Origin of the sequence: Streptomyces sp. NPDC057616, from assembly GCF_042800575.1 — a bacterium.
GTDB lineage: Bacteria > Actinomycetota > Actinomycetes > Streptomycetales > Streptomycetaceae > Streptomyces.
The window spans coordinates 84669-99407 of the sequence record NZ_JBHVGU010000022.1 but is presented as its reverse complement, the minus strand read 5'-3'; the positions used below and the strand labels follow the sequence as shown (position 1 = coordinate 99407).

The following is a 14739-nucleotide window of genomic DNA, read 5'->3' as shown; positions in this document are numbered from 1 at the left end:
AGCCTGGAGGCGTCGAGAACCGACCACCTGCCGGGAGGCACCGTGCTCTCCAGCCTTGCCCGGGCCGCGACCCGCCGCCCGCTGACCGTCATCCTTCTGTGGGTGCTCTTCCTGCTGCTCGGCTTCGGGCTGGGGACGGGCGTCTTCGCGCGGCTCTCCGACAACGTGCCCGAGGTCCCGGGCACCGAGTCGGAGCACGCCGCCCAGTACCTGGACCGCACCGACCCGACGGGTGAGTCGATCACCGGCGTCGTCGAGGGTGTCGCGGTCTCCGATCCCGCGCTGCGCCGCCAGGTCGAGCGAGCCGTGGCGGACGTGCGCGCCGTCGCCGGGGTCGCCGCGGTGCCGGACCCGTACACGACACGCGGCCTGACCGCCCGGGACGGGCAGGCGCTGATCCTCCCCGTCACGTTCAAGGGCGGCCTCGGCGACGATGCCGAGGAACGGGCCGTGGACGCGGCCCGCGACCGCATCAGGCAGATCGACGCGCCCCAGGTCCACGTCAGCGGCGGCCCGCTGCTGGGCACGCAACTCGGCGAACGCGCCCAGCAGGACGTCAAGAACGCCGAGTTGATCTCACTGCCCGTCGTACTGGCCCTGCTTCTCGTGGTGTTCGGCGGACTGCGCGCGGCCGCGCTGCCGCTGGTGATCGCGGTCAGCGGGGTCGCGGGCGCCTTCCTGGCCCTGTTCGGCTTCAGCCAGGTCACCGACATCTCCGTCTACGCGATCCAGGTGACCACCATGCTCGGCCTCGGACTGGCCGTGGACTACGCCCTGTTGATGCTGGTCCGCTTCCGCGAGGAGCGCCGGCATACGGCGGACGTGGTGGAGGCGGTGCACCGGACGGTCGCCGCGGCCGGGCGGACGGTCATGTTCTCCGGGCTCACGGTGGCCGTCAGCCTGACCGGGCTGCTGGTCTTCCCCAGCGTGTTCCTGCGCAGCATGGGGCTGGCCGTGGCGGCGGTCGTCGTCATCGACATGCTGGCCGCGGTGACGCTTCTGCCTGCGCTGCTGGTGAAGTTCGGCGCGAAGATCGCCCCGGCAAAGGAGCGCCCGGAGGGCGAGGAGGGCCGCTTCTTCGCGCGGGTCGCCCGTTTCGCGGCGCGCCGTCGTATCGCCGTGCTCGTCACCGTCGTACCGGCCCTGCTCGTCCTCGCGCTGCCCGTCACCGGCATGAGGATCGAGATCGGCGACGCCACCCAGCTCCCGGCCACCACGGAGGCACGGCAGTTGTACGACACCGTCGACGCGCACTTCCCGTCCGGTACCGGCGTCTCACCGGTCACCGTCCTCCTCGGGCCGGGCACCCCCAGCGCGACCGCGGACCGGATCCGCGCCCTGTCCCCGACCGCGCGATCCCGCGAACTGCCGGGCGGGGCAACGGTCGTACACCTGCAGCCGTCCGGCCGGGTCGACGGCGCACAGGCCACCGCGCTGGTCGAGAGGGTCCGCGACCTGCGCGGCGACGCGCCCGTCGAGGTGACCGGCCCGGCCGCCCGACTGGTCGACTTCCGCGCCATGCTCGCCGAACGGGCGCCCTGGGCCGCCGTGACCGTGCTGGCCGGCATCTTCGTGCTGCTCTTCGCCTTCACCGGGTCGGTGCTGATCCCGCTGCGCACCATCGTGACCACGCTGCTCAGCCTGGGCGCCGCCCTCGGCGTGGTGGTGTGGGTCTTCCAGGACGGCCATCTGGCCGGCGCGCTGGGCGCCGAGGGCCTGGGCGCCCTCAGCCTCACGGCACCCCCGCTGATCGTCGCGATCGCCTTCGGACTGGCCATGGACTACGAGCTGTTCATCCTGGCCCGGATGCGCGAGGCATGGCTCGCCACCGGCGACCACCAGGCGGCAGTGGTGACCGGACTGCGCCGCTCGGGCCGCGTCGTCACCTGCGCCGCCCTCCTCCTCGCCGTCGTCTTCGGCGCCTTCATGACGGGCGGCTTCTCCCCCATCCTCCAGATCGGCCTCGGCCTCACCCTCGCGGTCCTGATCGACGCGACGGTCGTCCGCATGCTGCTGGTCCCCGCCACGATGTCCCTCCTGGCCCGCCACGCCTGGTGGTCCCCCGAACCCCTCCGCCACGCCCACGAACGCTTCGGCCTGAGCGAGGGGGCGGTGGAGCGGGAACGGGTGACGACGTCCGCGTGAGCTCACGGTTGACGTCCGCGGCTCGGCCGTGGACGTCACCCTCGGGTCCACAGCCCGCGGGCCGCCTCACACCGCCAGACCCGCCCGCAACCTCAGATACTGTTCCGGCCGGGAGGTGGGGGACGCCATGCCATGACGCGGAACTCACCGGATACTCAGGGCCCCGGCCGGGCCGCTCGTACTCTGTTCACGAACCCCGGGGCCGGGACAACCGTGGTTTCAGGCCTTCCCGTGGTTTCAGGCCTTCCCACCCGCGGTTCCTCACAGGAATCTCAGGAATCGGCCCGTGGATTCAAAGGATCAACAAAGTTACGCGGCGCAGGATGCACCCGGAGAAGACGGACATCCCAGGAAGGCCTGCCGTGGGCGTTGCGCACATATCGAACCCGTCCGAGCCGCCGTCGCGGACGTGGTCCCGGCGCGGACTGCTGGCGGTGCTGGGCATCGCACCGGCCGCCGCGCTGACCGGGTGCAGTGGTTCGGCGGACGCCTCGCAGGGCGCGGTGCGGACCACCCCGAAGGCCGCGGCGAAGAAGCCCGCGATCTCCGTCACGCCCGCGGACGGCACCAGGAAGGCCGCCTTCTCCAGCCCCGTCGAGGTCACCGTCACCGACGGCACGCTCGCCTCGGTGAAGGTCACCGGGAACGACGGCTCTACGCTGGCCGGTTCCCTCAACGCGGCGAGGACCAGGTGGACTTCGACCGCAAACCCGTACTCGGGGACGAAGTACACGGTCTCGGCCACCCCCGAGGGCGGCGCGGCCGAGACCTCGACCTTCACCACGCAGTCACCCGGGGAGACCTTCGTCGGCTACTTCACCCACGAGGCGGACTCCACCTCCGGCGTCGGCATGCCCGTGTCGATCAACTTCACGCACGCCGTCGCGGACCGGGCCGCGGTCGAGAAGGCCATCACCGTCACCGCCGAGCCGGCCGTGGAGGTGGTCGGCCACTGGTTCGGCGACACCCGGCTGGACTTCCGCCCCGAGACGTACTGGGCGGCCGGCACGAAGATCACCCTCAGCCTGCGGCTGAAGGACGTCGAGGGCGCGGACGGCGTCTACGGCACGCAGTCCAAGGACGTCACCTTCCACATCGGCCGCGAGCAGATCAGCACCGTCGATCTGGCCGCCAAGGAGATGGTGGTGAAGCGGGACGGGGCGACGTACGCCACCTATCCGGTCTCCGGCGGCGACTCCGCGCACACCACCTGGTCCGGGATCATGGTGATCAGCGAGCGGTTCAAGCAGACCCGCATGGAGTCCTCGACCGTCGGGCTCGGCGACGAGTACGACATCTCCGACGTCCCGCACGCCCAGCGCCTGACCACCTCCGGCACCTTCGTGCACGGCAACTACTGGGCTCCCACGGCGGTGTTCGGGCACGAGAACACCAGCCACGGCTGTGTGGGACTGCACGACGCCAAGGGCGCGGACGACTCCTCGGTGGCGGGCTACAAGTTCTACAGCAGCTCGATGCTCGGCGACGTCGTGGTGGTCAGGAACTCGGGCGAGCGCACCGTCGAACCGGACAACGGGCTCAACGGCTGGAACCTGTCGTGGGCGCAGTGGAAGAAGGGCAGCGCCCTCTAGCACATATGCCGTTCATGGGGTGAACTCGCCTGCCGCAGAAGGACTTTGCCTGCTTCAACTCTTGACGACCGGAGTGACCGGGAGCACATTGGGGCCACCCTGAGAGCGCTCTCAGAACGTTCGGACCTCATGGCATCCAGCGCATCTCACTCCGTCCCCGGGAGGCACCCCGCATGAGTGACACCTCCGGCACGCAGCACAGACGGCGCCCGCTGCGGCGGGCCATCGTCGCCGCGGTCGGCACCCTCGGTCTGGTGGCGGCCGCCGCCACCATGACCACCCAGTCCGCCAGCGCGTCCGCCCCGACTCCCCCGTCGGGCTGGAACCAGGTCTTCCTCGACGACTTCAACGGCTCTGCCGGGACCGGCGTCAACACCTCCAACTGGCAGTACGACACCGGGACTTCGTATCCCGGCGGCGCCGCCAACTGGGGCACCGGCGAGGTCGAGACGATGACCAGCAGCACCAGCAACGTCGCGCTCGACGGCAGCGGCAACCTGCGCATCACCCCGGTGCGCGACTCCTCCGGCCACTGGACCTCCGGCCGCATCGAGACCACCCGCACCGACTTCCAGCCTCCGGCGGGCGGCAAGCTGCGCGTCGAGGCCCGGATCCAGATGCCCAACGTCACCGGCAACGCGGCCGCGGGCTACTGGCCGGCGTTCTGGGCACTCGGCGCGCCCTACCGCGGCAACTACCAGAACTGGCCGAGCGTCGGTGAACTGGACATCATGGAGAACGTCCAGGGCATCAACAAGGTCTGGGCGACCATGCACTGCGGCACCAACCCGGGCGGCCCCTGCAACGAGACGACGGGCATCGGCAACTCGGTCGCCTGTCCGGGCAGCACCTGCCAGTCCGGCTTCCACACCTACAGCATGGAGTGGGACCGCTCGGTCAGCCCGGAGGCCATCCGCTTCTACGTCGACGGCGTCAACTACCACACCGTGACGGCCGGTCAGATGGACGCGACGACCTGGGCCAACGCCACCAACCACGGCTTCTTCGTGATCCTGAACGTGGCGATGGGCGGCGGCTTCCCGGACGCCTTCGGCGGCGGCCCGACCAGCGCCACCGAGTCCGGACACCCGATGGTCGTGGACTACGTCCAGGTGCTCTCCTCCGGCAGCGGCGGGGGAACCACCCCGCCGCCCACCGGCAACCGCGACGCCTACAGCCCCATCCAGGCCGAGTCCTACGACAGCCAGTCCGGCGTCACCACCGAGAGCACCACGGACAGCGGCGGCGGACAGGACATGGGCTACCTCGCCAACGGCGACTGGGCGCTCTACAAGGGCGTCAACTTCGGCTCCACGGCGGCCACCCAGTTCAACGCCCGGGTGGCGAGCGGCGCGGCGAGCGGCGTCAGCGGTCTGGTCGAGGTGCGCCTGGACAGCCGCAGCAACGCACCGATCGGCAGCTTCGCGCTCTCCAGCACCGGCGGCTGGCAGACATGGAGAACCGTCCCGGCCAACATCGGCTCGGTGACCGGCACGCACGACGTCTATCTCACCTTCACCAGCGGCCAGCCGGCCGACTTCGTGAACGTGAACTGGTTCGACTTCGGTCACTGACCCGGCAGTTGACGATGCCCCGCGAGGACGAACCTCCTCGCGGGGCATCACGCGTGTCCGCGGGGCATCACGCGTGCCGGCCGCGTAGACCTACCGCAGCTCCGCCCGGAAGGCCGCCGGTGTCTGCTCCGTGTGCTGCTGGAAGAACTTCGAGAAGTTCGCGGCGTCGGGGAAGCCGATCGCCGCGCCGATCCGACCGATCGGCATGTCCGTGTGCGCCAGCAGCCGTTTCGCCTCCAGCACGACCCGCTTGTCGATGAACCCCTTGGGGGTCTCGCCGGTGGCGGCGCGGACCGCGCGGACGAGGGTGCGCCGGGAGTAGCCGAGGGAGTCGGCGTAGGCGCTGACGCTGTGGTTGGTGGCGAAGTTCCGCTCCACGGCGTCCCGGAAGAGGGTGAAGGTGGTGTCGGCCTGGCCGCGGGCCGCCTCCGCCGAGCTGGCCGCCAGATGCGCGAGCCGCAGCAGGAACGCCGTCAGGGAGTGCCGCAGGACCGCCGCGTGCAGGCTCGGCGGCAGCGTCTGCGTGTCCTCGTACTCGCGTCGCAGCTGCGCGAGCGAGGCGCGCAGGGCGGCGAGCCGGGGCGCGTCGGGGCGCAGCAGCGGCGGCTGGTCGTAGTGGTAGAGGCCGGTCGCCTCCACCGTCGCGCGCGGCAGGAAGCCGGGCTGCATGGTCAGCACGGTTCCGCGGTACTCGCCGGCTCGCGAGAAGCGGTGCACCTGGCCCGGCCGGATCCACAGCAGATCGCCGGCGGACGCCTCGTACTCGGCGAAGTCGATCATGTGGCGGACCGGGCCGCGGTCGAAGAGCATCACCACATGGAAGTCGATGCGGTGCACCCGCTCCAGCGGTGCCTCGGCATGCCAGGTGCGGCCCGCCTCCATGGGGCCGACCTGCATGCCGACTCCGCCCACGCTCAGCTCGACCGGGAAGGGGAACGTTCGGATGCCGTCCACCGCGCCGTCATCGCCCCCGCCTTGGATGGTTCTGCCCGCCATGTCCGTCTCGTGCCGCCTCAGTCGCGCCGCCGGTGTCCCACTTTCACCACAGGCTGACACACGGCGACCTTCCCGCTCAAAAGTCAGACTTTTAGATTTGAACGCGTCCCAGCCGCAGAACCGCTTCGATCGAGGACTTCTTGAAGATGAGTACGCAGACACCGGACCGCTTCGCATGGACCGAACTCGACCGGCGTGCGGTCGACACTGCCCGCCTGCTGGCGGCCGACGCGGTGCAGAAGGTGGGCAACGGCCACCCCGGAACGGCGATGAGCCTGGCGCCGGCCGCCTACACGATCTTTCAGAAGATGTTGCGTCACGATCCGGCCGACCCCGAGTGGACCGGCCGGGACCGTTTCGTCCTGTCCCCCGGACACACCTCGCTCACCCTCTACACCCAGCTCTTCCTCGCGGGCTACGAGGTCGGCCTCGACGATCTCAAGGCCTTCCGGACCCACGGCTCCAAGACCCCCGGCCACCCCGAGTACGGGCACACCGCCGGCGTGGAGACCACCACCGGACCGCTCGGCCAGGGCGTCGCCAACGCCGTCGGCATGGCGATGGCCGCCCGCTTCGAGCGCGGCCTGTTCGACCCCGAGGCCCCCGAGGGCACCTCCCCCTTCGACCACACCGTCTGGGCGATCGTCTCCGACGGCGACCTGGAGGAGGGCGTCTCCGCCGAGGCCTCCTCGATGGCCGGCCACCAGAAGCTCGGCAACCTGGTCTTCCTCTACGACGACAACCACATCTCCATCGAGGGCGACACCGCGACGGCCTTCTCCGAGGACGTCCTCGCACGCTACGCGGCCTACGGCTGGCACACCCAGCGCGTCGAGCCCACCCAGGACGGCGACGTCGACGTGCCCGCGCTGCACGCGGCGCTGACGGCCGCGCAGGCCGAGACCGGCCGCCCCTCGATCATCGCGATGCGCACGATCATCGCCTGGCCCGCCCCGAACGCGCAGAACACCGAGGCCTCCCACGGCTCCGCGCTCGGCGCCGAGGAGATCGCCGCCACCAAGCGCGTCCTCGGCTTCGACCCCGAGCAGTCCTTCCAGGTCGACGCCGACGTGCTCGCCCACGCCCGTGAGGCCCTCGACCGCGGCGCCGAGGCGCACGCCGCCTGGGACAAGCAGCTCGACAAGTGGCGCGGCGCCAACCCCGAGCGGGCCGAGCTGTTCGACCGGATCGTGGCGGGCCGGCTGCCGGAGGGCTGGCAGGACGCCCTGCCGGTCTTCGAGGAGGGCAAGGCCGTCGCCACCCGGGCCGCCTCCGGCAAGGTGCTGCAGGCGCTCGGCGGGGTGCTGCCCGAGCTGTGGGGCGGCTCCGCCGACCTGGCCGGCTCCAACAACACCACCATCGACAAGACCTCGTCCTTCCTGCCCGAGGGCAACCCCCTGCCCGAGGCGGACCCGTACGGCCGCACCGTCCACTTCGGCATCCGCGAGTTCTCGATGGCCGCGGAGATGAACGGCATCGCGCTGCACGGCAACACCCGCATCTACGGCGGCACCTTCCTGGTGTTCTCCGACTACATGCGCAACGCCGTCCGCATGTCCGCCCTGATGCAGCTGCCGGTGACGTACGTCTGGACGCACGACTCGATCGGTCTCGGCGAGGACGGACCGACCCACCAGCCGGTCGAGCACCTGGCCTCGCTGCGTGCCATCCCCGGCCTGAACGTGGTCCGGCCCGCCGACGCCAACGAGACCGCGATCGCCTGGGCCGAGATCCTGCGGCGCCACTCCACCAAGCCCGCTCCGCACGGCCTCGCGCTGACCCGCCAGGGCGTGCCCACCTACGCGCCCAACCCCGGTGCGGCGAAGGGCGGTTACGTCCTCGAGGAGTCCTCGACCGCCACGCCGGAGGTGATCCTGATCGCCACCGGTTCCGAGGTCCATCTCGCCGTCGCCGCCCGCGCGCTGCTGGAGGCCGAGGGCACCGGCACGCGCGTGGTGTCCATGCCGTCCGTGGAGTGGTTCGAGGAGCAGCCGCGCGAGTACCGCGAGAGCGTCCTTCCGCCCTCGGTGAAGGCCCGCGTTGCGGTGGAGGCGGGCATCGGCCTGACGTGGTACCGCTTCACGGGTGACGCAGGACGCATCGTCTCCCTCGAGCACTTCGGCGCCTCCGCCGACGCCAAGACCCTGTTCGCCGAGTTCGGTTTCACCCCCGAGAACGTCGCCGCCGCCGCCCGGGAATCCCTGGCCGCCGCCCGCGGTTGATCCGATCGCCAGAAAGAAGATGATCACTGTGACCGAAGCAACCGCGACCGCGGTGGGAGCCCTCGAACGCCTCAGCGGCGAAGGAGTCTCCATCTGGCTGGACGACCTCTCGCGCAGCCGTATCGCATCCGGCAACCTGGCCGAACTCGTCCGGACCAGCCATGTGGTGGGCGTGACCACCAACCCCTCCATCTTCCAGGCCGCCATCGGCTCCGACGCGGGCTACGAGGAGCAGCTCGCCGACCTCGCCGTGCGGGGCGTCACCGTCGACGAGGCGGTGCGGATGATGACCACCGCCGACGTGCGCGCCGCCGCCGACATCCTGCGGCCGGTGTACGACGCGACCGGCGGCCGCGACGGCCGGGTCTCCATCGAGGTCGACCCGCGCCTCGCGCACAACACCAAGGCCACCGTCGCCGAGGCCAAGCAGCTCGCCTGGCTGGTGGACCGCCCCAACGTCATGATCAAGATCCCGGCGACGAAGGCCGGCCTCCCGGCGATCACCGAGGTCGTCGGCCTCGGCATCAGCGTCAACGTCACGCTGATCTTCTCGCTGGAGCGCTATCGCGAGGTCATGGACGCCTACCTGGCCGGCCTGGAGAAGGCGCAGGCCAGGGGCCTGGACCTGAGCACGATCCACTCCGTCGCCTCCTTCTTCGTCTCCCGCGTCGACGCCGAGATCGACAAGCGCCTGACGGTGCTGGGCACCGACGAGGCGCTCGCCCTCAAGGGCAGGGCCGCGCTGGCGAACGCTCGGCTCGCGTACGAGGCTTATGAAGAGGTGTTCGGCTCCGTCGCCGGCCCGACGCGGCCGACGGCGCGCTGGACCGCCCTCGCCGGTGCGCGGGCCAACGCGCAGCGCCCGCTGTGGGCCTCCACCGGGGTGAAGGACCCGGCGTACAAGGACACCCTGTACGTCGACGAGCTGGTCGCGCCCGGCACCGTCAACACGATGCCGGAGGGCACGCTGAACGCCACCGCCGACCACGGCGGCATCACCGGTGACACGGTGACCGGCGGCTACGACCGGGCCCGCACGGACCTGGCCGCCGTCGAGGCGCTCGGCATCTCCTACGACGAGGTCGTCCAGCAGCTCGAGGACGAGGGCGTCGCCAAGTTCGAGACGGCCTGGCAGGACCTGCTGAACACCGTGACGAAGTCCCTGGACAGCAAGGGGGTCGACGCAGAATGACCGAGCAGGCTGCACCCGAGGCGGATCTCGACTGGACCAATCCGCTGCGCGACGAGCGCGACCGGCGGCTGCCCCGCATCGCGGGCCCGTCCGGCCTCGTCATCTTCGGCGTCACCGGCGACCTGTCCCGCAAGAAGCTGATGCCGGCCGTCTACGACCTCGCCAACCGCGGCCTGCTGCCGCCGGGCTTCTCGCTCGTCGGCTTCGCCCGCCGGGACTGGGAGGACCAGGACTTCGCGCAGGTCGTGCACGACGCGGTGCGCGATCACGCCCGCACCGAGTTCCGCGAGGAGGTCTGGCAGCAGCTCGCCGAGGGCATGCGGTTCATCCCGGGCGACTTCGACGACGACACGGCGTTCGAGCTGCTGCGCAGCACCGTCGACGAGCTCGACAAGGCGCGCGGGACCAACGGCAACTTCGCCTTCTACCTCTCCGTACCGCCGAAGTTCTTCCCGAAGGTCGTCCAGCAGCTGAAGAAGCACGGACTGGCCAAGGCCTCGGGGGATGCCTGGCGGCGGGCGGTCATCGAGAAGCCGTTCGGGCACGACCTGGCGAGCGCCCGCAAGCTGAACGCGCTGCTGCACGACGTGTTCGAGCCGGACCAGGTCTTCCGCATCGACCACTACCTGGGCAAGGAGACCGTCCAGAACATCCTGGCGCTGCGCTTCGCCAACCAGATGTACGAGCCCATCTGGAACCGGTCGTACGTCGACCATGTGCAGATCACCATGGCCGAGGACATCGGCATCGGCGGCCGGGCCGGCTACTACGACGGCATCGGCGCCGCCCGCGACGTCATCCAGAACCACCTGCTGCAGCTGATGGCGCTGACCGCGATGGAGGAGCCCATCGCCTTCGACGCCGAGGCGCTGCTCACCGAGAAGCTCAAGGTGCTGAAGTCGGTGCGGCTCCCCGACGACCTGGGCAGGAGCACTCTCCTCGCGCAGTACGCCGAGGGTTGGCAGGGCGGCGAGAAGGTGGCCGGGTACCTCCAGGAGGAGGGCATCGACCCCAAGTCGAAGACCGACACCTACGCGGCGGTCAAGCTCGGGATCGACAACCGCCGCTGGGCGGGCATCCCCTTCTACCTGCGCACCGGCAAGCGCCTGGGCCGCCGGGTCACCGAGATCGCGGTCGTCTTCAAGCGGGCACCGCACTCCCCCTTCGACTCGACCGCCACCGAGGAGCTCGGCGAGAACGCGATCGTGATCCGCGTCCAGCCGGACGAGGGCATGACGGTCCGCTTCGGCTCCAAGGTGCCGGGCACCTCGATGGAGATCCGGGACGTGTCGATGGACTTCGCCTACGGCGAGTCCTTCACCGAGTCCAGCCCGGAGGCGTACGAGCGGCTCATCCTGGACGTACTGCTCGGTGACGCCAACCTGTTCCCCCGTCACCAGGAAGTGGAAGAGTCCTGGAAGATCCTCGACCCGATCGAGAAGTACTGGGCGGACCACGGCAGGCCCGCGCAGTACGCATCGGGATCGTGGGGACCCGAGGAAGCCGACGAGATGCTCGCACGAGACGGACGGAGCTGGCGCAGGCCATGAAGATCGACCTGACCGACACCACGGCAAGCAAGATCAACAAGGCGCTGGTGCAGGGCCGCCGCGCCCTCGGCACGCCCGCCGTGGGCATGGTCCTGACGATGGTGATCGTCACGGACGAGGAGAACGCCTACGACTCGATCAAGGCCGCCGAGGAGGCCTCGCACGAGCACCCCTCGCGCACCCTGGTCGTCATCCGGCGCCAGGCGCGCACCCCGCGCGACCGCGTCGCCTCCAAGCTGGACGCCGAGGTGCGGGTGGGCTCCGACGCCGGCACCGGCGAGACGGTCGTGCTGCGCACCTACGGCGAGGTGTCCGACCACGCCGACTCCGTCGTCCTGCCGCTGCTGCTGCCGGACGCCCCGGTCGTGGTGTGGTGGCCGGTGGACGCGCCCGACGTGCCCGCCAAGGACCCGCTCGGCGCCCTCGCCCAGCGCCGGATCACCGACCTGTACGCCGTCGGGGACCCGCTGGTGGCGCTGGAGCAGCGGGCCCGCTCCTACGCGCCCGGCGACACCGACCTCGCCTGGACCCGGCTGACGCCGTGGCGCTCGATGCTGGCCGCGGCCCTGGACCAGGCCCGCACGAAGATCGTCTCGGGCGCCGTCGAGGCCGAGGCCGAGAACCCGGCCGCCGAACTGCTCGCGCGGTGGCTGGAAGCCCGGCTGAACGTGAAGATCGACCGCGTGGTCACCGACGGCCCGGTGGTCACGGCCGTCCGCCTCGGCACCGCCGGCGGCGACATCGTCATCGACCGCCCCGAGGGCCCGCTCGCCACGCTGACCCTGCCGGACCAGCCCCCGCGCACCCTCGCGCTGAAGGTCCGCACCATGTCCGAGCTCATCGCCGAGGAACTGCGCCGCCTCGACGCCGACGAGATGTACGCCGTCGCCCTGCGGGGCGAGGCCACCAAGGAGACCGTCTGACATGTCCGACTCTTCGGCCGACTCACCCCGGCTCACCCGGCGCCCCGAGTGGACCGCTCTGGAGGACCACCGCGCGCAGGCGCTGCAACGCCCGCGGCTGCGTGAGCTGTTCGCGGCGGACCCCGCCCGCGCCGAGCGGTACGTCGTGCGCGTCGGCGACCTGCGCATCGACTACTCCAAGCACCTGATCAACGACGAGACCCTCGCCCTGCTGCAGGAACTCGCCACCGCCACCGACGTGTTCGGGCTGCGCGACGCCATGTTCCGCGGTGAGCGGATCAACGTCACCGAGGACCGCGCGGTGCTGCACACCGCGCTGCGGGCGCCCCGTGACGCCGTGATCGAGGTCGACGGCGAGAACGTCGTGCCCCAGGTCCACGCCGTGCTGGACAAGATGAGCGACTTCGCGAACCGTGTCCGCTCCGGCGCCTGGACCGGCCACACCGGCAAGCGCATCAGGAACGTCGTCAACATCGGCATCGGCGGCTCGGACCTCGGTCCCGCGATGGCGTACGAGGCCCTGCGCACCTTCACGGCACGGGAGTTGACGTTCCGCTTCGTCTCCAACGTCGACGGCTCCGACCTGCACGAGGCGGTCCGCGACCTGGACCCGGAGGAGACGCTGTTCATCGTCGCCTCCAAGACGTTCACCACGATCGAGACCATCACCAACGCCACCTCCGCCCGCTCCTGGCTGCTGGCCGGGCTCGGCGGCGAGGAGAAGGCGGTCGCCCGGCACTTCGTGGCGCTGTCGACGAACGCGGAGAAGGTCGCCGGCTTCGGCATCGACCCGGACAACATGTTCGAGTTCTGGGACTGGGTCGGCGGCCGCTACTCGTACGACTCGGCGATCGGCCTCTCGCTGATGATCGCCATAGGCCCGGACCGCTTCCGCGAGATGCTCGACGGCTTCCGTATCGTCGACGAGCACTTCCGCAGCGCGCCCGCCGAGGCCAACGCCCCGCTGATCCTGGGCCTGCTGGGCATCTGGTACGGCAACTTCTTCGGCGCCGAGTCCCACGCCGTGCTGCCGTACAGCCACTACCTGTCGAAGTTCACCGCCTATCTGCAGCAGCTGGACATGGAGTCCAACGGCAAGTCGGTGGACCGCGACGGCCAGGTGGTGGGCTGGGCGACCGGCCCGGTGGTGTGGGGCACGCCCGGCACCAACGGCCAGCACGCCTACTACCAGTTGATCCACCAGGGCACCCGGCTGATCCCCGCCGACCTGATCGGCTTCGCCCGTCCCGCGCCCGAGCTGAGCGACGAACTCAAGGCGCAGCACGACCTGCTGATGGCCAACCTGTTCGCGCAGGGCCAGGCGCTGGCGTTCGGCAAGACGGCCGAGGAGGTGCGCGCGGAGGGCGTGTCCGAGGCGCAGGTGCCGCACCGCACCTTCCTGGGCAACCACCCCACCACCACGATCCTTGCCCGCGCGCTGACCCCGTCGGTCCTCGGCCAGCTGATCGCCCTCTACGAGCACAAGGTGTTCGTGCAGGGCGCCGTCTGGAACATCGACTCCTTCGACCAGTGGGGCGTCGAGCTCGGCAAGGTCCTCGCCAAGCGCGTCGAACCCGCCCTGACCGAGGGCACGGACGTCCCCGGTCTCGACCCCTCCACCACCGCTCTCGTGGCCGCGTACCGCGAGCTCAAGGAAGTGAAGTGACATGCAGCTCGGTCTCATCGGTCTCGGCAAGATGGGCGGCAACATGCGCGAGCGGATCCGCCGCGCCGGCCACACCGTCATCGGCTACGACCGCAACCCCGACGTCTCCGACGCGGAGAGCCTCGCCGACCTGGTGAGCCGGCTCGAAGCGCCGCGCGTGGTCTGGGTGATGGTGCCGGCCGGCGCCGCCACCCAGTCGGTCGTCGACGAGCTCGGCGGGCTGCTCTCCTCCGGCGACACCGTCGTCGACGGCGGCAACTCCCGCTGGACGGACGACGAGAAGCACGCCGAGGAGCTCGGCACCAAGGGCATCGGCTTCGTCGACGCCGGTGTCTCCGGCGGTGTGTGGGGCCTGGAGAACGGCTACGCGCTCATGGTGGGCGGCGACGAGAAGCACGTCGAGCGGCTGAAGCCGATCTTCGAGGCGCTGAAGCCGGAGGGCCCGTACGGCTACGTCCACGCCGGCAAGGTGGGCGCCGGGCACTTCTCCAAGATGGTCCACAACGGCATCGAGTACGCCATGATGCAGGCCTACGCCGAGGGCTGGGAGCTGCTGGAGAAGGTGGACTCCGTGGACAACGTCCGCGAGGTCTTCCGCTCCTGGCAGCAGGGCACCGTCATCCGCTCCTGGCTGCTGGACCTCGCGGTCAACGCCCTGGACGAGGACGAGCACCTGGACAAGCTCAAGGGCTTCGCACAGGACTCCGGCGAGGGCCGCTGGACGGTGGAGGCCGCCATCGACCACGCCGTGCCCCTGCCCGCGATCACGGCCTCCCTCTTCACCCGGTTCGCGTCCCGCCAGGACGACTCGCCGCAGATGAAGATGATCGCCGCGCTGCGCAACCAGTTCGGCGGGCACGCCGTCGAGTCCAAGTAGGC

Annotated in this window: 10 protein-coding genes; 9 read left to right on the top strand and 1 reads right to left on the bottom strand. The window is 70.6% G+C overall.

Features of this window, described 5'->3' with window-relative positions; all coding sequences use genetic code 11:
* The first annotated feature begins 42 nt into the window (after positions 1-42).
* From ACFU97_RS26750 to ACFU97_RS26740, 3 genes are all read left to right on the top strand, one after another.
* Positions 43-2145, top strand: coding sequence for an MMPL family transporter (locus ACFU97_RS26750; RefSeq protein ID WP_384261171.1), 2103 nt, complete (start codon positions 43-45; stop codon positions 2143-2145).
* Positions 2146-2507: 362 nt separating this feature from the next.
* A complete protein-coding gene (locus ACFU97_RS26745) occupies positions 2508-3737 on the top strand; it encodes an Ig-like domain-containing protein (protein WP_384261169.1) in 1230 nt (409 codons plus the stop codon).
* A 173-nt stretch (positions 3738-3910) separates the two neighbouring features.
* Entirely contained in the window at positions 3911-5311 is a 1401-nt protein-coding gene (locus ACFU97_RS26740) for a glycoside hydrolase family 16 protein (protein ID WP_384261167.1), read from the top strand.
* A gap of 90 nt (positions 5312-5401) precedes the next feature.
* On the opposite strand, the gene ACFU97_RS26735 is transcribed toward ACFU97_RS26740, so the two are convergent.
* On the bottom strand, positions 5402-6307 hold the full coding sequence (locus ACFU97_RS26735; protein WP_384261165.1) for a helix-turn-helix domain-containing protein: 906 nt from the start codon (positions 6305-6307) through the stop codon (positions 5402-5404).
* A 146-nt stretch (positions 6308-6453) separates the two neighbouring features.
* On the opposite strand from ACFU97_RS26735, the gene tkt reads away from it, so the two are divergent.
* The 6 genes from tkt to gnd are packed head-to-tail and all read left to right on the top strand — an operon-like array spanning position 6454 to position 14737.
* Positions 6454-8529, top strand: coding sequence for a transketolase (gene tkt, locus ACFU97_RS26730; RefSeq protein ID WP_384261162.1), 2076 nt, complete (start codon positions 6454-6456; stop codon positions 8527-8529).
* A 19-nt stretch (positions 8530-8548) separates the two neighbouring features.
* Positions 8549-9721: a transaldolase gene (gene tal, locus ACFU97_RS26725; RefSeq protein WP_384261160.1), complete on the top strand. Its 1173-nt coding sequence runs from the start codon at positions 8549-8551 to the stop codon at positions 9719-9721.
* Positions 9718-11271 carry a glucose-6-phosphate dehydrogenase gene (gene zwf / locus ACFU97_RS26720; RefSeq protein WP_384261158.1) on the top strand — a complete coding sequence of 518 codons (1554 nt, stop codon included), beginning with the start codon at positions 9718-9720 and terminating at the stop codon, positions 11269-11271. The genes tal and zwf overlap by 4 nt, the downstream gene beginning before the upstream one ends.
* Complete coding sequence (gene opcA, locus ACFU97_RS26715; protein ID WP_384261155.1) at positions 11268-12194, top strand: glucose-6-phosphate dehydrogenase assembly protein OpcA; 927 nt, start codon at positions 11268-11270, stop codon at positions 12192-12194. Before zwf ends, opcA begins: the two co-directional genes overlap by 4 nt.
* A gap of 1 nt (position 12195) precedes the next feature.
* Positions 12196-13860 carry a glucose-6-phosphate isomerase gene (pgi, locus tag ACFU97_RS26710; protein ID WP_384261153.1) on the top strand — a complete coding sequence of 555 codons (1665 nt, stop codon included), beginning with the start codon at positions 12196-12198 and terminating at the stop codon, positions 13858-13860.
* A gap of 1 nt (position 13861) precedes the next feature.
* The gene (gene gnd, locus ACFU97_RS26705) at positions 13862-14737 is read left to right on the top strand and encodes a phosphogluconate dehydrogenase (NAD(+)-dependent, decarboxylating) (protein ID WP_384261150.1); all 876 of its coding nucleotides are present in this window, start codon (positions 13862-13864) and stop codon (positions 14735-14737) included.
* Positions 14738-14739 lie beyond the last annotated feature (2 nt).

Excerpts from the sequence above, each read along its gene's own strand:
- ACFU97_RS26740 (WP_384261167.1), top strand. The coding sequence starts at position 3,911 with ATGAGTGACACCTCCGGCACGCAGCACAGACGGCGCCCGCTGCGGCGG.
- ACFU97_RS26735 (WP_384261165.1), bottom strand. The coding sequence starts at position 6,307 with ATGGCGGGCAGAACCATCCAAGGCGGGGGCGATGACGGCGCGGTGGAC.
- tkt (WP_384261162.1), top strand. The coding sequence starts at position 6,454 with ATGAGTACGCAGACACCGGACCGCTTCGCATGGACCGAACTCGACCGG.
- tal (WP_384261160.1), top strand. The coding sequence starts at position 8,549 with ATGATCACTGTGACCGAAGCAACCGCGACCGCGGTGGGAGCCCTCGAA.
- zwf (WP_384261158.1), top strand. The coding sequence starts at position 9,718 with ATGACCGAGCAGGCTGCACCCGAGGCGGATCTCGACTGGACCAATCCG.
- opcA (WP_384261155.1), top strand. The coding sequence starts at position 11,268 with ATGAAGATCGACCTGACCGACACCACGGCAAGCAAGATCAACAAGGCG.
- pgi (WP_384261153.1), top strand. The coding sequence starts at position 12,196 with ATGTCCGACTCTTCGGCCGACTCACCCCGGCTCACCCGGCGCCCCGAG.
- gnd (WP_384261150.1), top strand. The coding sequence starts at position 13,862 with ATGCAGCTCGGTCTCATCGGTCTCGGCAAGATGGGCGGCAACATGCGC.